The organism is Enterococcus sp. R12 (assembly GCF_058135755.1).
Genome location: NZ_CM176874.1, coordinates 112,801 through 130,493 on the forward strand (window position 1 = coordinate 112,801; position 17,693 = coordinate 130,493).

The following is a 17,693-nucleotide window of genomic DNA, read 5'->3' on the forward strand; positions in this document are numbered from 1 at the left end:
CATGTTACGATCATTATATTCAGGTGTTAGTGGAATGAAAAATCTTCAAACGAAAATGGACGTGGTTTCCAATAATATCGCCAACGTCAATACGGTTGGATTCAAATCAAGTCGAGTACTTTTCCAAGACATGATGAGCCAAACGATGTCTAACGCAACTGCGCCAGGCAATGGCTTAGGCGGGATCAACGCAACGCAGATCGGTTTAGGGGTTCAGACGGGCTCCATCGATACTATCAATACAGTCGGTGCCCCGCAATCGACAGGTCGCAGCATGGATTTTTATATCAGCGGACAGGGCTACTTTATGGTACAAGGACCAGGAGCAAATGGCGAAACCTATTACACACGAGATGGCGCATTCGTGCGCGACAGCAACGGAACCTTGACCAATAGTGATGGGATGCAAGTCCTAGGTCGTTCAGTCAATGGCGGTCAACCAGTTGTCTATGATGACAACTTTGATGAAAACACGGCATTGAGCGGACAAGATGCGGTATCTCCCTTGTCGATCCCAAGCACACTGACCGTCAATGGGGAAACCTTGACCTATAACTCCATGGCGATCGATGCCAATGGCTTAGTGTTGGCAAAATACGGCAATCAAACCTTTGTGATGGGAAAAGTCGGTGTCGCAACCTTCAATAACCCAGAAGGCTTAGAAAAAGTCGGCGGCAACAACTATATCCAAACCAGCAACTCAGGGAATCCGATCGTTGCAGGACCTGGCAACAATGGCGCAGGAACGCTGCAAGCAGGTGCCTTGGAAATGTCCAATGTCGATCTTTCGACAGAATTTACCGAAATGATCATTGCGAGCCGTGCCTATCAAGCAAATTCAAGAAGTATTACAACTTCTGATGAAATGCTGCAAGAATTATTGAATCTAAAACGTTAAGAACGTGACGCTTCATCATTGAGAGGAGTTTGACCATGATTCTAGTGACAGCATTGAATGGCAAGCCATTCTATTTAAATCCAACATTGATTTATCGGATCGAAGAAATGCCGGATACATTGATCACACTGACAGACGGCAAAACATTAGTGGTGACGGAAGCTGCGCAAGAAGTTGCGCAGCGGGTGATCGAGTATCATACGGTGATCCATTCGAACCAAGTGAAAACGTAAGGGTGGGAAAGATGGCAAAAGAAGAAAAAGCACCAAAAGCAGAAAAAGAGAAAAAAGGCTTGAGTATGGTTGTTTTACTGCCGATCCTCTTGATCGTGGTAGTCGGCGGCAGTATCGGCGGGACCTTAGTGACGAATCACTTTTTGACGGGGGAAAAAACAGCAGCTGCTGAAACAGCAAAAGACAGCAGCAAAATCTCCTCAGACGAAGCGATCGTGGCATTGGATGAATTTTTAGTCAATCTGGCCAAAGAAGACAACCAAGAGCAGCAATACATGAAGGTCAATTTATCGATTTTAGTGGCGGATGAGGAAAAAAGCGCGGAAGCCACGAAAAATGTGGCCGTCATTCGTGACAGCGTCGTAAATTTATTGCGCCAACAAAAGGCCAGCGGTATTTTGAGCTCCGCCGAAAGTGTACCGAATTTAAAAAAAGCATTGAAAGAAACAATTAATCAGGAATACGGATCAGAAATCGCCAAGGATGTTTATGTGACGGATTTAGTGATCCAATAGAAAGAGGCATGTTGATGGAAACATTTTTATCGCTGGTCAAAATGATTGGGTTTTTGCTGCTTATTCTTTATTTGATCAACATCAGTTTGAAATATTTGAATCGTTACACGAACCAGCACAATCACCAGCTGCGTATTTTGCAAAAAATCGCCGTCAGCAAGTCGTCTTCGATCGGGATCGTCCAAATCATGGACAAATGTTATGTCATGAGCTTTTCTGAACAGCAAAACCAAATCATCAAAGAGTTGACGCCAGAAGAAACGGCCGCTTTTTTACAGCAAAGCCTAGAAAGCACCCAAGTGCAAGCTGGCAAAGACTTTTCTGAATGGCTCAACAAAGCCAAGGCGGAAATTGCTGGAAAACGAGGCAAGCAAAAATGAAGAGCAAAGGCAGAGATATCAAGATCATGGCTGCGGTCCTTTTCAGCAGTCTGATGCTTCCGCAGACGGCGTTTGCGCTAGACACGGAAGACGTCAGTTCCACCATCAACAATTTATTGTCGAATGGGAATGGCTCAAGTGATACGATCAATACCTTCTTGTTGCTGACGCTGCTTTCCCTTTTACCAGTCTTGCTGATCATGATGACTTCTTTTACTCGTATCATCATGGTCTTGTCCTTTGTGCGCAGTTCGTTAGGTACACAGCAAAACCCGCCCAATCAAGTGTTGATCGGGTTGGCCTTATTCTTGACATTTTTTATTATGAAACCTGTGTATACCGACGTCTACCAGCAAGCGATCGAACCGTTTGATCGACAAGAGATCAGCCAAGCCGAAGCCTTTGACCGCTCAGAAAAACGGATCAAGGCCTTTATGATGGTACAGACACGGGAAAAAGACATTGCCTTGTTTGCGGAAGCTGATGGGGAGACCGAAAAATATCATTCTTCTGACGATGTTCCTCTGACCGTTATGGTACCGGCGTTTATTATCAGTGAGTTACGAACGGCTTTCAGTATCGGCTTTTTGATTTTTATCCCCTTTTTGATCATTGATCTGGTCGTCTCCAGTATCTTGATGTCGATGGGGATGATGATGCTGTCGCCGATCATGATCTCACTGCCCTTCAAGATCTTACTATTTGTTTTAGTGGATGGCTGGTATCTGATCGTGGAGTCGCTGATCAAGAGCTTTCAATAGCCGCTAAGAAAGGAGCCAAGAGGAAATGACAGTAGAAATGGTACTTGATGTGCTAAGGGAAGCCTTTCTTCGAATTTTAGCGATATCTGGCCCTGCCTTATTAGTCGGCATGCTCGTTGGATTGGTGATCAGTATTTTTCAAGCCACTACCCAAATCCAAGAACAAACGTTGAGCTTTGTGCCGAAACTATTAGCGATTTTTTTGACCTTGATCTTGGCGGGGAATTTTATGCTGAATCTCTTGTTGAATTTTACCAAAATGATCTTCAAGATGATTGCGGCAATGTAAGGAGGAAACCTGATGGCGCCGATTCAAGCGACGGTGTTGATTTTTTGTCGAATATTGGCGTTTGTCGTCCTTTGTCCGATCTTCTCACAGCAAAATTTTCCGTCACTGGCAAAAATCGTGATCGGCATGGCGTTGACGGTCCTATGTCTGCCGACGGCACCTGCGATTCCCGAGCTTTCCCTCTTTATGCTGACGGTTTTCGTCATCAAGGAAGTACTGTTTGGGATGGCGATGGGCTATTTGAGTCAGCTGGTCTTTACTGGTGTGGAAATTGCGGGTCAACTGATCGACTTTCAAGTAGGCTTTTCGATGGCGCAAGCCTATGATCCGACGTTGCAAATCGCCTCTTCCCAGTATGGCAAAACGTACTATTGGCTGACGATCGCTGTGTTTTTTGGACTTGATCTGCATCATCGACTGATCACAGCATTGCTGTTGTCTTTTCGGATCGTGCCCTTAGGCTCTGTGGTGATCCAAGGAACGACGGTTGAAGGCATCGTCAAACTTTTCAGCCAAATGATGGTGATGGCAGTCAATCTTGCGGCACCAATGATCATTGCGCTGCTGTTGGTGGACCTGGTGCTAGGTGTGATTTCTCGGTCGATTCCCCAGATCAATATTTTGATGATGAGTCTTTCGATGAAAACCGCCATCAGTTTTGTGGTGTTTCTCTTGCTACTACCCAATGTCCTTTCGTACTTAGGCAAACACTTGCCAGATACGGTCCGCTATTTGCAGGAGTTTATCGAGTCCTTTCAATAAAGTAACAGGTAGCCAGCAGGAGGTGAGAAGATGGCAGAAAAAGATGGCAAAACCGAACTACCTAGTGCCAAGCGGCTGCGGGATGCCCGCAAACGCGGGGAGGTCCCTAAGACCCAGGAATTAGCAGCAGCTGTTTCGCTATTGGTCTTCTCGTTTTTGATCCTGTCTTTATGGCAGTTTTTCGCAGCTTCTTTTTTGCCTTATTTTTCCCGAAGTTTGGCGCAGCTGGCTGATTATCAAACCAGTTTGGCGGATCTGCCGAAACTGGGGGTGCAGAGTATCTTGCTGCTGCTTTTGTTGTGTGCGCCCGTCTTTCTGGTCGCGCTCGGAGTCGGGCTTATCACGAATTATGCCCAAGTTGGTCTGTTGTTTTCTGGCAAGGCCGTCAAACCAGACTTTAAAAAGCTGAACCCCATCAGCGGGATCAAGCAGCAATTCAGTTTGCGCTCGTTGATGAATTTAGGCAAAACATTGGCGAAATTCGGCGTGATCGTCTACTTGTGCTACCAACAATTTTTAGCCGCCGTCCCTGTTTTACTGGGTTTGAGTGAAGTGGGGTTGGAAAAAACGATCCTGTTCATGCTGCTGCGGGCCAAAGAATTGTTTTTACAGATCTCGATTTTCTTGATCGTTTTGGCCGTAGTCGACTACGGCTACCAACGCTATAGCCATCGTAAGAACTTGATGATGAGCAAGCAGGAAGTCAAAGAAGAGTTCAAGCAAATGGAAGGTGATCCGCAAGTCAAAGCACAGCGCAAAGCGAAGTACCGTGCGATGACCCAAAATGCCATCGCCAACGTCAAAGAAGCGACGGTTTTGATCACCAATCCGACCCATTTCGCCATTGCGATTCGTTACGATGCCAGTAGTGAAGGGGTGCCGCGGGTCCTGGCCAAAGGGGCAGATCAGCTGGCGCAGCGGATGAAAGCAGAAGCACTGAAAGAAAATATTCCACAGATCGAAAACCGTGAAGTGGCACGAGCCCTTTATCGCCAAGTAGAACCCGGGGATCTGATCCCGGTTGAGATGTATGAAGCCATTGCCGAAATCATCGCTTTGGTCTATCAGTTAGAAGAAAGCCAACGCGGCAAGATTTAAGGAAACAGGAGGAACAAAAATGAATGAGGCTGCCTCAAAACCGAAAAAAGGCATTGGTCTGGCGGATATCTTAATCTCGGTGATCGTCCTAGCTATTATTGGTTTGATTATTATTCCATTACCGAGTGCACTATTAGATATTCTGATCATTATCAATTTGACGATCGCGATCAACATTTTACTGATCACCCTGTTTACCAAATCAGTGTTGGAATTCACTACGTTTCCAACCTTGCTGCTGATCACAACGATGTTTCGTTTAGGTTTGAACCTATCTTCCACACGGTTGATCTTGACCCAAGGAAATGGTGGACACGTGATCGATGCCTTCGCCAATGTCGTTGCCGGCAGCAATTACATCGTGGGGATCATTTTGTTCGTGATCATCATGGTGGTTCAGCTAGTCGTCGTGACCAATGGTGCAGGGCGTGTCTCAGAAGTGACTGCTCGCTTCACATTAGATGCGATGCCCGGCAAGCAAATGGCGATCGATTCCGACCTAAATGCCGGTTTGATCACGGAAGCGGATGCCCGCAAACGACGAAAAGATCTGCAGCGAGAAGCTGATTTCTTTGGTTCGATGGATGGTGCCAGCAAGTTTGTCAAAGGGGATGCGATCGCAGGGATCTTGATCACTGTCATCAATTTAGTCGGCGGGGCGATCATTTTCTCCATGGGGGGACAAATGACCGTCATGGAAGCCTTCGCCCAATTCGGGAAACTGGCGATCGGGGATGGCTTGGTCAGCTCGATTCCCTCTTTATTGATTTCCATTGCTTCTGGGGTGATCGTGACTCGTTCTGATAACGATAGTTCCTTTGGTTTGGATATTGCGGCAGATGTGATGCGTAATCCCCAACTGTTTCGGATCGTGGGGGCGATTCTCTTCGTCTTAGCCTTAGTTCCTGGGTTTCCTTTTGTGCCTTTTGTGTTGATTGGCTTAGGCCTTTTCGCAGCCAGCTTTCTGGTTACGCAAAAAGAAGAAAAGCAGCGAGTGGAACAAAAACAATGGGAACAAAAATTGGCACTGGAACGCAAAAAAGAAGCACAGGAAGAAGACGATTCCGTGGCTTCCTTCCAAGTGGAACCAATCTCAGTGGAAATCGGTTATGGTCTGATCCCTATCGTGGATAGTTCGATCGACAACAGTTTGATGAACCGCATCGTGGCGATCCGTAAACAGAGTGCTAGAGAATTAGGGATCTTAGTCAGTCCCGTTCGTATTCGCGACAATCTCTATTTGGATGCCAACGATTACGTGATCAAGATCCGCGGCAACGAAGTCGGCCGCGGCGATATTTACCCGAATAAAGTCATGGTGATCAGTCCGAATGAAGAGCCGTTTCCTTTTCAAGGAATCGCAACAAAAGAACCAGCCTTTCATCTGGATGCTATGTGGATCGATGAATCCGATAAGGAGATGGCGGATCTGCAAGGGTTTACGATTATCGAGCCGTTGACCGTGATCGCAACACACTTAAAAGAAATCATCTATGCCCATGCACCAGAGCTGTTAGGTCGCCAAGAAGTCAAGAAATTATTGGAGGGCATCAAAGAGCAGTACAATGTCGTGATCGATGAATTGATCCCCGATATTTTACGGCTCGGCGAGGTCCAAAAAGTTTTACAAAATTTATTGGATGAACAAATTCCCATCAATGACTTAGCAACGATCTTAGAAACCTTAGCCGATTACGGCGTTGTCACGAAAGACGTAGAAGTTTTGACAGAATATGTTCGCCAAGCACTGAAACGGACGATCGCTGCCAAGTATGCCAATGAGAACCACGAGCTGCAAGTGGCGGTGATCCAGCCGAAACTAGAAGAAATCATCGCTCAAAGTATCCAAAAAACCGCAACTGGCTCGTACCCGGTCTTAAAACCAGATACCGTGACCAAGCTGTTGGATTCCATCAGTGGGATCCAACATGCGGCGATCGCTCAAAATATCAATTTCGTGATTCTGGCATCGCCTAAGATCCGGTTAGCATTCAAAAAAATGATCGTTTTTAATTTTCCAGATATCGCCGTTCTTTCTCTAAATGAGATTCCCAATGAAATTGCGATCGAAACGGTGGGCAGTATTGACATTTAAGCAGAATTTTCTTAGGAAGGGGCATCGCCGATGTATGAAGTCGATCGAGAAGCGGAGATCATCAAGTATCTGCCGCTAGTGGAACGGGTGGTTCAGCGCCTGTCTATCAAAACCGCCGATTATGAATCAGGCGATCTCTACAATATTGGGGTGATTGGGTTGATGGATGCCTTGCGGAAATTCGATCCCTCAAAAAAAGTTCCTTTTGAAAGCTATGCAGCGATTCGCATCAAAGGGGCAATTATTGATGAAGTACGCAAGCACGCCAAAATCTCCCGATACAAAATGGCGGCAGTCAATCAGTTTTATCAAGCACGGCAAGAGTTGGAGCAAAGCCTCAAAAGAGAAGCGACCGACACCGAGATCTGCAAACAGCTGGGAATCAACCAAAGTCAACTAGCGGATATTTATGAGAGTCTGCACTACTTAGCCAGCGTCTCTTTGGAAGATACCTTGTTTGCTTACCAAGAAGAAGGCATGACCTTAAAAGATATGGTTCGGGATCCAGCCGAAAATGTCGAAGAGACCTTGGTCGCTGAAGAAAAACGCACCGCCTTGGTGGCGTGCATCAAAAAATTAGGGGAACGGGAACAATTGATTTTAAGTTTGTACTATACCGAAGAACTGACGTTAAAAGAAATCGCTGAAATCTTAGAAGTCTCGATTCCGCGAGTTTCACAAATTCATGGCAAAACGATTGCCAAATTGCGCACATTGATTGAGGAGGAACTGGCATGATTCGAGGATTGGATGTCTTATCACGGAACATTTCATTATTACAAAAGCGACAAGAGACGACGAGCGGCAATATTGCCAATGTCAATACAACAGGGTATCAAGCAAAAACTTTGTTCCAGTCGGCGCTAGATGAAGTGGCATTGCATAATTACCAAAGCGGGCCCAATGCGGATACCCGCCGTGATATCGGTGGATTGTCTTTAGGGACCCAATTGGCAGGCAGTACCATCAGTCAAGACCAAGGCGCCGTCAAACAGACCGGACAAGCCAGCGATTTTGCACTGCTTTCCGAAGGCTACTTTGTCGTTCAAAACAATGCGGGGCAGCGGTTGTATACGAGAAATGGCGACTTTACCGTCAATCAGCAGAATCAATACGTGACACAAGAAGGCTATCTTGTCTTGGGTGCCAATGGACAAGCAGTCAGCGCCTTGGGACCAGCGAACTTTCTGATCCAAACATTCCCCCCAGAAGCATTGACTACAGCTGGTCAAAACTATGTGACTAGCAACGCAGCAGGAACCACGGTGAATGCACCCGTGATCCAGCAAGGTGCCTTAGAACAAGCCAATGTAGCGGTTGCCGATGAAATGGTGGCGATGATCCAGACTTCTCGCGAATTTGAAGCCAATCAGAAAGCCTTGAGTTCAACGAATCAGACATTGCAAAAAGCGGTCAACGAATTAGGAAAGATTTGAGGATGAGTCAATGAATATCAGTGGATTATTAGGAATCAGCCGTTCTGGGTTGAATCATTTGCAGACAAACTTAGACACGACAGCCAACAACATCGCCAACGTCAATACCAATGGCTATCAAGCACAAACGACCCATTTTCAAGCATTGATGGAAAATGCCATCGGTGCAGAAGAAACGCTATTTAATGGCAACGCCGCCCAATATGGTGCGTCAATGGGGGCAAAAGCGACTACGACTACCAGTTTTGCCCAAGGCAATCTGGCGGGCACCACTCAGCCATTAGATCTCGCGATCCAAGGCAATGGCTTTTTCGGGGTCCGGGACCAAACTGGTCAATTGCTGCTGAGTCGAGCAGGCAATTTTCATTTAAGTGAGAACAAGCAATTAGTCAATAGTGAAGGGTACCCTGTGGCAATGACCACAAACGTACCGACCCCTCAGTGGCCAGATGCGCAGCAAATCGCAATAGATGCCAGCGGTCAGCTGACGACGGAAGAAAATGGTCAGACTCGCGTGTTGGGGCAGCTGACCCTTTATCAGCCGACGAATACAGAAAACATCACGCCAGTGGGCAACCAACTTTACCGTGCCGGTGATCAAGCGTTGCTTACTTCGCAAACCAATCCAGCAGCCTTTGGCAGCGTCTTGCAAGGACAGTTAGAACAGTCGACGGTGGATCTAGCGACGTCCATGACAGACTTGTTAACGACCCAGCGTGCGTATGGATTGAATACGAAAGCCATGCAGACAGCCGATGAGATGTGGTCCGTGATCAATCGTTTTACAGATTAGAGGAGAAAGAACATGATTCGCTTAACCAAGGTCAGTAAAAAATTCAGCAATGGCACGTTGGCATTGGCCGATATTTCTGTTGCGATCCCTCAAGGAGAATTTATCTATGTGGTGGGTCCCAGCGGTGCGGGCAAATCGACCTTATTCAAATTGCTCTTGAAAGAAGAAGAGCTTTCGGCTGGTTCTATCCAAGTCGGCAATGTCTTGTTGGAACAACTCAAAGACCGTCATCTCTATATGGTTCGACGACAAGTCGGTATCGTCGGACAAGAAGACCTTTTGCTTCCTTATCTGACGGTTGCCAAAAACGTCGATTATGCGCTGCAAGTACTAGGCACTCCCCGCAAGCTGCGTCAGGAAAAAACCGCCAAAGCGCTGCAACTGGTGGGCATGTTTCCTCAAAAGGATCACTATCCTGAGGAGCTTTCCGTGGGACAGCGCAAAAAAGTAGCGATTGCGCGGGCGATCGTCACAGAGCCAGCAGTCTTGATCGCCGATGAGCCCACCGCCAATCTAGATGCCAAATCAGCCGTTGAAGTCATGAAACTGCTCTTGCGGATCAATCAAGTCGGTGCCACGATCCTCTTGGCGACCCACGACAGTACGATGGTCAATACGGTCCGTAATCGGGTGGTCGAGCTGCAAAACGGTCGCTTGGTTCGTGATGAATATCAAGGCGGCTATACGCGCTTTGCTGATCCAAAAGATACATATGTCTGGTGAAGATGCTTAACTTTTCTAGCAAAAGATCCGATTAAAGAACTAGAAGATTGTTTTCATAATCGGATAAAGAAGGAGTGACCCAACGATTATCAAGTGAAGAGCGAATCTTGATAAACAGCACGACTGATCATTTTGCATAGGAAAGGATACTGTTATGAAGAAGAAGGTACAAGCTATCATCAAAAAAATCCGCTTGGCGGCGTTGATTCCGCTAGGATTTACCCTGATCGTATTATTAGGATGCTATTTCTTCGTGATCCGCACCCACGGAGACGGACAAGCAGCAAAAAGTTTCTTTATTTTTTCAGTAATCGTACTGCTGCTAGAAATCGCAGTGTTAGTAGGAATGACCTATTTGGTAAAAAAAGAGACCCACTCGGGCATGGATACGTTATTGACAGAACTAGAAGCAGTCGGTTCTGGCGATCTGTCGCATATCGATGAGATCGGCAGCAGCGACCAGACTTCTCTTTTTGGGCAAGTTCAAAATCGTTTTCAAGGGGTTTTAAACACCTTCAAAGCGGTGATCGTTGGTATGCACGAAGAAAGCAGCCGAATGGAAAAAATGGTAGGCGGCCTAACGACAACCTCAAAAAATGCCAAAAATTCAATTGAAAATGTGCGTCAGACGATGAATGCCATCGCAGATGCCACTAGTTCACAAGCCTCCGAAGCGGAACAAACCTCCTTTGATATGGACGAGCTAGCCTTAAGTATCGAAGAGATCCATAAAGAGATCGAATTGATGAATGGCTATGTCGGTCAATCCCAAAGCAGCAATGTCCACAATTCAGAAATGATGTTCCATGTATTTGAAAGCTGGGAGATCGAACGGCAAAACCAAGCAGAATTAGTAGAAAGCATGAACGACATGAACGAAGATGTCCAAAGCATCGGTAAGATCGTTCAGCTGATCAATGACATTTCTGATCAGACCAACTTACTGGCATTGAATGCATCCATCGAAGCAGCTCGAGCTGGAGAAGCAGGCCGAGGGTTTGCCATCGTTGCGGAAGAAGTCCGCAGCTTGGCGGAACAAAGCAGTCAATCAACGAAAAGCATTCGTTCGATCATTGAAACGATCCGCAAAAAATCGGAAAAAGTGGTCTCTGCAGTGACGGATTCCTTTGAAAGCGGCGAAAAACAAACCAACAATATCAACAAAGCGATCGAATCAGCCAATGAGATCTCTGATATTGTTGAAAAATTGGTTTCAAGTATTCAAGCTGTGGAAGCCCATATTACCGGGATCGTTGAGAAAAAAGACATGGTTCAAGTTTCCGTCAGCAACATTTCGGCTGCTGTTTCGGAAACCTCTGCCGGCACCCAAGAAGTAACGGCAAACTTAGAAGACTTCTACTTAGTCATCGAAGACTTTGAACGGAATGTGCAAGAGATCGAAACGATCGCCACTATCCTTAAATTCCAAGTGGATAGTTTCAAATTCTAAAAGGAGCAGTGACGCCAATGGAACAATACGTTGTATTTAAAAGTCATCAACAACTCTTTGCCTTGCGTATCGATTATGTGGTACGGGTCATTGAGGCTGCTTCTTTTACACAGCTGCCAGAAGTGGCGGATTTCGTGCTGGGGATCCAGCCTTTTGAAGAGGCGATGGTGCCGATCATTGACATCCGCAAAAAGCTGTTTGATGAATTTACACCGGAAACCGGGCAAAATGTGGTCTTGTTGTGTCACTGGCAAGAGCAGGCGATCGGCCTTTACGTGGAAGAGATCGTCGGCATTTTACCGCTCGTTGAAAGTCCTAGCAATGCGGAACTAAATACATCAGGACTCAAGCAAAACTATATCGAAGCCTTTCTGAAAAAAGACGATGAACTTGTGCTGGCATTGGAGCTGCCGTTTCTCTTCAGCTATGAACAAGCCGCTGAGATGACGGCGGAGTTAGACGCCTATCAGACAGAGGAATTGGCAGCCGCCAATGACCATGACAATGATGACCGTGAATGAGGAACTGCATGTGGGGATCTCGGAGTATAAGATCGCCCAAGCGCCAACGCGTTTGATCACGGTGGGTTTAGGTTCTTGCATCGGCACGATCATTTACGATGAAGCCAGTCATATCGGCGGCTTGAGTCATATTATGCTGCCAGATAGTCAGCCTTTTTTGCACAAGCGGGAAATCAAGCCCGAGAAGTTTGCGGATTTGGCATTGCCGGCGATGGTGGCTGAGCTGGAACAAAAGATCCGTCGGCCTCGCTTTCAAGCGAAAATCGTTGGCGGCGCCAATATGTTTCAGTTCCAGACGCTTAACGCTGCCAGCAATATTGGCCAGCGCAATATTGAAGCCGTCGAGGAAGTCTTGGCTCGGCTAAACATTCCGATCGTAGCCAAACATGTTGGCGGCAGCGCTGGTCGAACGATGATCGTAGATCTTCAGGATTTCAAGACCATGGTTCGGCAAGTCAAACAAGAAATCGTTTATTTGTAAAAGGAGTACAGGGACATGAAAAAAGTAATGATCGTCGATGATTCGGCATTCATGCGGAAAGTAGTGACAGATTTATTGAATCAGCTGCCTGATATCGAGGTGACCGTCGCTGCCCGCAATGGCAAACAAGCATTGGACTATCTGACCAAAGAAGCGATCGATTTGGTAGTAATGGATGTGGAGATGCCAGTGATGAACGGATTAGAGACCTTGCGGAGGATGAAACAGCAATCAGCCATTCCCGTCATCATGCTTAGTTCATTAACCAATCAAGAAACCACGATTGAGGCATTGGCGCTTGGCGCCCGAGATTTTGTGGAAAAACCCGTCAGTCTATCGATGATCGAAAAAGAATGGATCGCTGAATTTCATCAAAAGATTTTGGCGATGGATCATGAAGTCGGTACGGTTCACCCGCCAGTACCAACGATTGACCAGCCCACTAAGCTGACACAAAACAGCTTGCCGGTATCACTTGATGCGCTAGTCATTGGTGCTTCAACAGGCGGACCCCGTGCTTTGCTGGGAATTATTCGCCGTCTGCCTGCACGTTTGCGTTGCCCGATTTTGATCGTTCAGCATATGCCAGCGGGCTTCACGGCTTCCTTTGCAAAACGCTTAGACACAGAGACAACCGTCCGAGTACAAGAAGCAGTCGACGGCATGCGGATCGAAAATCAAGTGTATCTTTGTCCAGGGGATTACCACATGACGGTCCAACAAGGGAACCTGCAGCTGGACCAGCGAGAAAAACGGCATGGGACGCGGCCAACCGTCGATTATCTTTTTTCCTCAGCAGCTGACTACTATGGCCCGCAACTAGCGGCAGTGGTTTTGACGGGGATGGGAAAAGACGGCACCGCTGGCTTACGACAGATCCAAGCGGCTGGGGGCTATACGATCGTTCAAGACAAAGAAACGTGTACAGTCTTTGGGATGCCGCGGTATGCCATTGAACAAGGAGTCGTAGATGAAGTCCTGCCATTGCAGGGCATTGAAGCAAAAATTGCACAGATGGTCAGGTGAAGAAGATGGAAGAAGAATTTGCCTTATTTAATGCGTGGGTGGATCGCCGATTAGGGATTCCCTTAGCCGCATACAAAGAAAATCAAATGCAGCGCCGCATTCTTACGATCATGGAAAACAGCGGGGCAAAAACGTTGAGGGAGTACCAGCAATTGATCGAAGGCGATGACGGGGTGCGGGCGGCTTTTTTAGCCCATATCACCATTAACGTAACGGAATTTTATCGCAACAAAGAACTGTTTGACGCCTTTGAACGCGTCTTGAAAACCATTGTTCTCCCGAAAACCACGCTGCCCAAAATTTGGAGTGCCGCATGTTCGATTGGGGCAGAACCCTATACGATCGCGATGCTGCTAGAAAAAAACCAAATTGCCGCAGCCAATGTCTTGGCTACCGATATCGATACGCAAATTTTGGCAAAAGCCAAGCAAGGACTCTATCGAGACCACGAATTGCGGAATGTCTCAGCGGCAGAACGTACCCGTTTTTTTGATGCAAAAGAAAAGAACCAGTATCAGATCAAAGCGGAAATCAAACGGCGGGTTCATTTTAAGCAACACGATCTTTTGAAAGACCCGTATAATGGGCCTTTTGATGTGATCGTTTGCCGCAATGTGACGATTTATTTCAAAAGCGATGCTCGGGATGCCGTCTATCAAAAATTCAGCGATGCATTGGTCCCAGGGGGCATTTTGTTTACGGGAGCGACAGAAACGATCAATTTTGCGGAACAATTCGGTCTCAAGAAAATCGATTCGTTTATCTATCAAAAAGTATAATTTTGTAAAGGAGGGACCCATTTGGATGACAATAGTGTCTATCGTACCCTTTTCTTTGAAGAAACAGACGATCATTTAGCGCAGTTGAATGATCATGTCTTGCAATTGGAAAACGATCCAAAAGATAGCGCCTTGCTGAATGATATTTTCCGTTCTGCCCATACCCTTAAAGGGATGGCGGCAACGATGGGCTATGACGTCATGACGCAGCTGACCCATAAAATGGAAAATATTTTTGAGTTATTTAAAACTGGGACCTTGCAAGTGACCCAGCAATCGATCTCATTGATTTTCAAATGTCTGGATCGCCTGTCAGAACTTGTGGAGGACTTGCGGGAAGAACGCGACCTGCAGCCAGTTCAAATTGCCGATTTATTGGCCGAACTTGACCAAACGGAACATTCTGGCGGTATATCAACCGAGACAGAAGCAAGCCAAAACCCCACCGCAGTGGGCGCGTTAACCCCACAGCTTCAACAGATCGATCCTTCTGATCTGTATGTGATCGAACAAGCGGCTGGAGATGGCTATCAAGCGGTCCAAATTGCTGTTCGCTTAGATGCCCAATCCATGTTAAAAGGTGCTCGTGCCTTCTTGATCATGGAAAAGCTTGGCCAAGTAGGGGATGTTCTCTATACAGAACCAGATACCCAAACACTCGAAGAAGGCACCTTTGAATCAGATTTTTCACTGCTGTATTTGACGCAGCAAACACTGGCTGATGTCGAGCAAAACATCGCCAGCAATAGTGAGATCGAAGCCTTCGTGGTGGCACCGTTTGATCCATCAGCCGCTGTGTTGGAGGAGGCAGAAGAGCTGCTTCAACCAGTGCCGACCCCAGAGCCAGAGACTTCTGCTCTTCAACGAGCGACAACAGAAACGAAAGAAAAATCGCCGACGCCCGCGCATCATGCGTCCGCCCAAAATCAATCGATCCGAGTCGACTTGAATCGCTTAGATTCATTCTTGGATCTCGTGTCCGAATTGGTGGTCTATCGCAATCAATTAGAAGATGTCAGTGAGCGGGAAAACATCGAAGCAGTCAAAGACCCCTTAGAGCAAGTTTCACGATTGACCTCTGAGCTGCAAGATTTGGTCTTGCGGATCCGCATGCAGCAAGTCAATGTCGTCTTTAGTCGCTTTCCGCGAATGGTTCGGGACTTATCCAATGAACTGCAAAAGGAAATGGAACTTGTCATTTTTGGGGAAGAAACGGAATTGGATAAAACAGTGGTTTCTGAGTTGAGTGAACCTCTGGTCCATCTATTGCGTAATTCTGTCGATCACGGCATCGAAGCACCCGATGTTCGGGAAAAACTGGGCAAACCGCGCAAGGGCACGATTCGCTTGGCGGCCTACCAAGAAGGCAATCGCGTGATCATTACTTTAGAGGATGATGGCAAAGGCCTTGATCCGCAAGTAATCAAAGCAAGTGCTGAAAAGAAAGGCTTAGCAACGGAAGGTCTTTCCGATGAAGCGTTGCAGCAGCTGATTTTCCATCCTGGTTTTTCAACGGCACAAGAAGTGACTAACATTTCTGGGCGCGGTGTCGGGATGGATGCCGTGCAATCCAAGATCACCCAACTAGGGGGCACGATCGAAATGAAGAGCCAGCCAAATAAAGGCACGCAGTTTGTGATCAAATTGCCATTGACTCTGTCGATCATTCAAGCGTTGATGGTTCGCGTCGGAGCAGAAACCTTTGCGATCCCACTAAATCTCGTCGAACGCGTGGTGATGGTCAAAGAAGAAGAGATCATCCAGACGGTCTCGGATGAGGTCTATCGTTTTCAAGAGGAGTTGATTCCGTTGGTTCGGACCGATCAACTCTTAGCGATCGAAGGCGATCCATCTGAGAAAAAATTCGCCATCATCGTCAACAATGACCAGCAGTTTCACGGCATTTTGGCAGATGAGCTGATCGGCCAGCAAGAAATCGTCATCAAGAAAATCGATCCATTGCTGCAAAAGCTGAATCGCTATCAAGGGGCAACGATTATGGGCAACGGCTCGATCGCACTGATCCTAGACATTCATGCCATCTGTCAGGAAAAAAAGGATGACCGCTTATGAGCTATACAGCGCTGCAGATCGATGGCCTAAAAGAACTGATCAATATCGGCGGTGGTCACGCTGCGACTAGTTTATCAAAGCTCGTCCAACAACCGATCGATATGCGGGTACCGGAAGTCGAGATTCTAACGTATGAGGACCTGTATCAGCAGATCATGGCGGAAGACAAAGAAGTTCATGTGGTGATGAGCCAGATCGAAGGGGCATTTCGAGGGATCTTCTTGTTTGTCTTAACGGATGAATCCGCCGCAAAATTGCGTCAGTTGATGATCCAAGAAAGCGATCCGTCTGAAGAATTGAAGCAATCGGTCATCAACGAGTTGACCAACATTCTTACCAATTCTTTTTTGATCGCGATCGGCCAACTGTTGGAAACTCAGCTGAGTGCGTCTTTACCAAGCGCCAGCTATGATTTCTTTGGCGCAGCGATCAGCTCCATCTATTTGGCGATGGCCCAGTATGATGAGCAGGTGATGGTGATCCGTAATGAGTTCGTCTACGCCAAAGAAACATTAGAGGCATCGTTATTTTTGATTCCAGAAATCGGTGTACTAGAAAACATATTTGATTCATTAGGAATTTGAAAGGGGCAAATACAATGTCAAAAAAAGTATTGATTGTGGATGATGCGGTATTTATGCGCATGAAATTAAAGGATATTTTAGAAAAAAACGGCTATGAAGTCGTGGGGGAAGCCCAAAATGGCCAAGAGGCTTTTGAAAAATACCAAGCAACGACACCAGACTTAGTGACTATGGATATCACGATGCCAGAAGTGGATGGCTTAGAGGCATTAAAAATGATCCGCACGTTTGATGCGCAGGCCAAAGTCGTAATGTGCAGTGCCATGGGACAACAAGGAATGGTGATGGATGCGATTCGCGCCGGTGCGGTGGACTTTATCGTGAAGCCCTTTGACACGGACCGCGTAATCACTGCCATCGACAAAGCCTTTGCCTAATGCCTAGGAGGATAGCGACATGCAGATGATTCTTTTCAAAATGGCTCAGCAGTACTATTTGATCTCAGCGGACTCGGTGGACGAGGTCATTGATGCCCCTTCCTTTACGAAGGTGCCCTTAGCACCAGAGTGGGTGGAAGGGCTGATCAATCTGCGGGGGTCTGTCGTAACGGTGATTCGTTTGGCAAAATTGATTCCCATCATGGAACCAGCCTACGAAAAAAACATATTGATCATGAAGAAGCAAGAGGAGACCAAAGGAGTCCTTGTAGAAGAAGTAATTGAAGTTCTTGATATCACCGAAGACGATATCCAACTGAGCAATCAAGAGACAGAACATGCCGTTGGGGTCGTGACGATCGGTGAAAAAGTAGCCAGTGTGATTCAAATCGATCACATGATTTTTTAAAAAAATGGGG

22 protein-coding genes are annotated in these 17,693 nt (G+C 46.7%); all 22 read left to right on the forward strand.

Features of this window, described 5'->3' with window-relative positions:
- The first annotated feature begins 1 nt into the window (after position 1).
- Entirely contained in the window at positions 2 to 898 is an 897-nt protein-coding gene (locus ACTW1R_RS00515; RefSeq protein WP_010748537.1) for a flagellar hook-basal body complex protein, read from the forward strand.
- A 35-nt stretch (positions 899 to 933) separates the two neighbouring features.
- Positions 934 to 1,131: a flagellar FlbD family protein gene (locus tag ACTW1R_RS00520; RefSeq protein WP_005226609.1), complete on the forward strand. Its 198-nt coding sequence runs from the start codon at positions 934 to 936 to the stop codon at positions 1,129 to 1,131.
- A gap of 11 nt (positions 1,132 to 1,142) precedes the next feature.
- Positions 1,143 to 1,646 (forward strand): flagellar basal body-associated FliL family protein, encoded by a 504-nt coding sequence (locus tag ACTW1R_RS00525; protein WP_005472968.1) that lies wholly within the window; start codon positions 1,143 to 1,145, stop codon positions 1,644 to 1,646.
- A gap of 14 nt (positions 1,647 to 1,660) precedes the next feature.
- Positions 1,661 to 2,026 (forward strand): flagellar biosynthetic protein FliO, encoded by a 366-nt coding sequence (locus tag ACTW1R_RS00530; protein ID WP_005231716.1) that lies wholly within the window; start codon positions 1,661 to 1,663, stop codon positions 2,024 to 2,026.
- Entirely contained in the window at positions 2,023 to 2,787 is a 765-nt protein-coding gene (gene fliP / locus ACTW1R_RS00535; RefSeq protein ID WP_081117652.1) for a flagellar type III secretion system pore protein FliP, read from the forward strand. The genes ACTW1R_RS00530 and fliP overlap by 4 nt, the downstream gene beginning before the upstream one ends.
- Positions 2,788 to 2,812: 25 nt before the next feature.
- Positions 2,813 to 3,076 (forward strand): flagellar biosynthesis protein FliQ, encoded by a 264-nt coding sequence (gene fliQ, locus ACTW1R_RS00540; RefSeq protein WP_005226613.1) that lies wholly within the window; start codon positions 2,813 to 2,815, stop codon positions 3,074 to 3,076.
- Between the two features lie 12 nt (positions 3,077 to 3,088).
- On the forward strand, positions 3,089 to 3,838 hold the full coding sequence (gene fliR / locus ACTW1R_RS00545) for a flagellar biosynthetic protein FliR (RefSeq protein ID WP_005232781.1): 750 nt from the start codon (positions 3,089 to 3,091) through the stop codon (positions 3,836 to 3,838).
- A gap of 30 nt (positions 3,839 to 3,868) precedes the next feature.
- Positions 3,869 to 4,936 (forward strand): EscU/YscU/HrcU family type III secretion system export apparatus switch protein, encoded by a 1,068-nt coding sequence (locus tag ACTW1R_RS00550; protein ID WP_016609019.1) that lies wholly within the window; start codon positions 3,869 to 3,871, stop codon positions 4,934 to 4,936.
- A 19-nt stretch (positions 4,937 to 4,955) separates the two neighbouring features.
- Positions 4,956 to 7,031: a flagellar biosynthesis protein FlhA gene (gene flhA / locus ACTW1R_RS00555; RefSeq protein ID WP_005232779.1), complete on the forward strand. Its 2,076-nt coding sequence runs from the start codon at positions 4,956 to 4,958 to the stop codon at positions 7,029 to 7,031.
- A 30-nt stretch (positions 7,032 to 7,061) separates the two neighbouring features.
- Entirely contained in the window at positions 7,062 to 7,769 is a 708-nt protein-coding gene (locus tag ACTW1R_RS00560; RefSeq protein ID WP_005226623.1) for a sigma-70 family RNA polymerase sigma factor, read from the forward strand.
- Positions 7,766 to 8,467 (forward strand): flagellar hook-basal body protein, encoded by a 702-nt coding sequence (locus tag ACTW1R_RS00565; RefSeq protein WP_016609021.1) that lies wholly within the window; start codon positions 7,766 to 7,768, stop codon positions 8,465 to 8,467. Before ACTW1R_RS00560 ends, ACTW1R_RS00565 begins: the two co-directional genes overlap by 4 nt.
- A 10-nt stretch (positions 8,468 to 8,477) precedes the next feature.
- Entirely contained in the window at positions 8,478 to 9,260 is a 783-nt protein-coding gene (locus tag ACTW1R_RS00570; protein WP_015508738.1) for a flagellar hook-basal body protein, read from the forward strand.
- A gap of 12 nt (positions 9,261 to 9,272) precedes the next feature.
- Positions 9,273 to 9,983, forward strand: coding sequence for a cell division ATP-binding protein FtsE (locus ACTW1R_RS00575; protein WP_005226626.1), 711 nt, complete (start codon positions 9,273 to 9,275; stop codon positions 9,981 to 9,983).
- A gap of 154 nt (positions 9,984 to 10,137) precedes the next feature.
- The gene (locus tag ACTW1R_RS00580) at positions 10,138 to 11,433 is read left to right on the forward strand and encodes a methyl-accepting chemotaxis protein (RefSeq protein WP_005226627.1); all 1,296 of its coding nucleotides are present in this window, start codon (positions 10,138 to 10,140) and stop codon (positions 11,431 to 11,433) included.
- A 17-nt stretch (positions 11,434 to 11,450) separates the two neighbouring features.
- On the forward strand, positions 11,451 to 11,954 hold the full coding sequence (locus ACTW1R_RS00585) for a chemotaxis protein CheW (RefSeq protein ID WP_010748543.1): 504 nt from the start codon (positions 11,451 to 11,453) through the stop codon (positions 11,952 to 11,954).
- Positions 11,926 to 12,435, forward strand: coding sequence for a chemotaxis protein CheD (locus ACTW1R_RS00590; protein WP_005226629.1), 510 nt, complete (start codon positions 11,926 to 11,928; stop codon positions 12,433 to 12,435). Before ACTW1R_RS00585 ends, ACTW1R_RS00590 begins: the two co-directional genes overlap by 29 nt.
- A gap of 15 nt (positions 12,436 to 12,450) precedes the next feature.
- Positions 12,451 to 13,461: a chemotaxis-specific protein-glutamate methyltransferase CheB gene (cheB, locus tag ACTW1R_RS00595; RefSeq protein ID WP_270287850.1), complete on the forward strand. Its 1,011-nt coding sequence runs from the start codon at positions 12,451 to 12,453 to the stop codon at positions 13,459 to 13,461.
- 5 nt (positions 13,462 to 13,466) lie between these two features.
- Entirely contained in the window at positions 13,467 to 14,240 is a 774-nt protein-coding gene (locus ACTW1R_RS00600) for a CheR family methyltransferase (protein WP_128488763.1), read from the forward strand.
- A gap of 21 nt (positions 14,241 to 14,261) precedes the next feature.
- The gene (locus ACTW1R_RS00605) at positions 14,262 to 16,313 is read left to right on the forward strand and encodes a chemotaxis protein CheA (RefSeq protein WP_123833505.1); all 2,052 of its coding nucleotides are present in this window, start codon (positions 14,262 to 14,264) and stop codon (positions 16,311 to 16,313) included.
- The gene (locus tag ACTW1R_RS00610) at positions 16,310 to 16,897 is read left to right on the forward strand and encodes a chemotaxis protein CheC (RefSeq protein ID WP_074934305.1); all 588 of its coding nucleotides are present in this window, start codon (positions 16,310 to 16,312) and stop codon (positions 16,895 to 16,897) included. The genes ACTW1R_RS00605 and ACTW1R_RS00610 overlap by 4 nt, the downstream gene beginning before the upstream one ends.
- A 14-nt stretch (positions 16,898 to 16,911) precedes the next feature.
- Positions 16,912 to 17,274 carry a response regulator gene (locus tag ACTW1R_RS00615; RefSeq protein ID WP_003129084.1) on the forward strand — a complete coding sequence of 121 codons (363 nt, stop codon included), beginning with the start codon at positions 16,912 to 16,914 and terminating at the stop codon, positions 17,272 to 17,274.
- A gap of 19 nt (positions 17,275 to 17,293) precedes the next feature.
- Entirely contained in the window at positions 17,294 to 17,683 is a 390-nt protein-coding gene (locus ACTW1R_RS00620) for a chemotaxis protein CheW (RefSeq protein ID WP_005226635.1), read from the forward strand.
- The last annotated feature ends 10 nt before the right edge of the window (positions 17,684 to 17,693 follow it).

Coding starts and splice junctions, on each gene's coding strand:
- ACTW1R_RS00585 (WP_010748543.1), top strand. CDS start 11,451: ATGGAACAATACGTTGTATTTAAAAGTCATCAACAACTCTTTGCCTTG.
- ACTW1R_RS00610 (WP_074934305.1), top strand. CDS start 16,310: ATGAGCTATACAGCGCTGCAGATCGATGGCCTAAAAGAACTGATCAAT.
- ACTW1R_RS00620 (WP_005226635.1), top strand. CDS start 17,294: ATGCAGATGATTCTTTTCAAAATGGCTCAGCAGTACTATTTGATCTCA.
- ACTW1R_RS00515 (WP_010748537.1), top strand. CDS start 2: ATGTTACGATCATTATATTCAGGTGTTAGTGGAATGAAAAATCTTCAA.
- ACTW1R_RS00550 (WP_016609019.1), top strand. CDS start 3,869: ATGGCAGAAAAAGATGGCAAAACCGAACTACCTAGTGCCAAGCGGCTG.
- ACTW1R_RS00525 (WP_005472968.1), top strand. CDS start 1,143: ATGGCAAAAGAAGAAAAAGCACCAAAAGCAGAAAAAGAGAAAAAAGGC.
- fliQ (WP_005226613.1), top strand. CDS start 2,813: ATGACAGTAGAAATGGTACTTGATGTGCTAAGGGAAGCCTTTCTTCGA.
- ACTW1R_RS00580 (WP_005226627.1), top strand. CDS start 10,138: ATGAAGAAGAAGGTACAAGCTATCATCAAAAAAATCCGCTTGGCGGCG.
- ACTW1R_RS00570 (WP_015508738.1), top strand. CDS start 8,478: ATGAATATCAGTGGATTATTAGGAATCAGCCGTTCTGGGTTGAATCAT.
- ACTW1R_RS00520 (WP_005226609.1), top strand. CDS start 934: ATGATTCTAGTGACAGCATTGAATGGCAAGCCATTCTATTTAAATCCA.
- ACTW1R_RS00600 (WP_128488763.1), top strand. CDS start 13,467: ATGGAAGAAGAATTTGCCTTATTTAATGCGTGGGTGGATCGCCGATTA.
- ACTW1R_RS00575 (WP_005226626.1), top strand. CDS start 9,273: ATGATTCGCTTAACCAAGGTCAGTAAAAAATTCAGCAATGGCACGTTG.
- flhA (WP_005232779.1), top strand. CDS start 4,956: ATGAATGAGGCTGCCTCAAAACCGAAAAAAGGCATTGGTCTGGCGGAT.
- cheB (WP_270287850.1), top strand. CDS start 12,451: ATGAAAAAAGTAATGATCGTCGATGATTCGGCATTCATGCGGAAAGTA.
- fliR (WP_005232781.1), top strand. CDS start 3,089: ATGGCGCCGATTCAAGCGACGGTGTTGATTTTTTGTCGAATATTGGCG.
- ACTW1R_RS00560 (WP_005226623.1), top strand. CDS start 7,062: ATGTATGAAGTCGATCGAGAAGCGGAGATCATCAAGTATCTGCCGCTA.
- ACTW1R_RS00565 (WP_016609021.1), top strand. CDS start 7,766: ATGATTCGAGGATTGGATGTCTTATCACGGAACATTTCATTATTACAA.
- ACTW1R_RS00590 (WP_005226629.1), top strand. CDS start 11,926: ATGACCATGACAATGATGACCGTGAATGAGGAACTGCATGTGGGGATC.
- fliP (WP_081117652.1), top strand. CDS start 2,023: ATGAAGAGCAAAGGCAGAGATATCAAGATCATGGCTGCGGTCCTTTTC.
- ACTW1R_RS00615 (WP_003129084.1), top strand. CDS start 16,912: ATGTCAAAAAAAGTATTGATTGTGGATGATGCGGTATTTATGCGCATG.
- ACTW1R_RS00530 (WP_005231716.1), top strand. CDS start 1,661: ATGGAAACATTTTTATCGCTGGTCAAAATGATTGGGTTTTTGCTGCTT.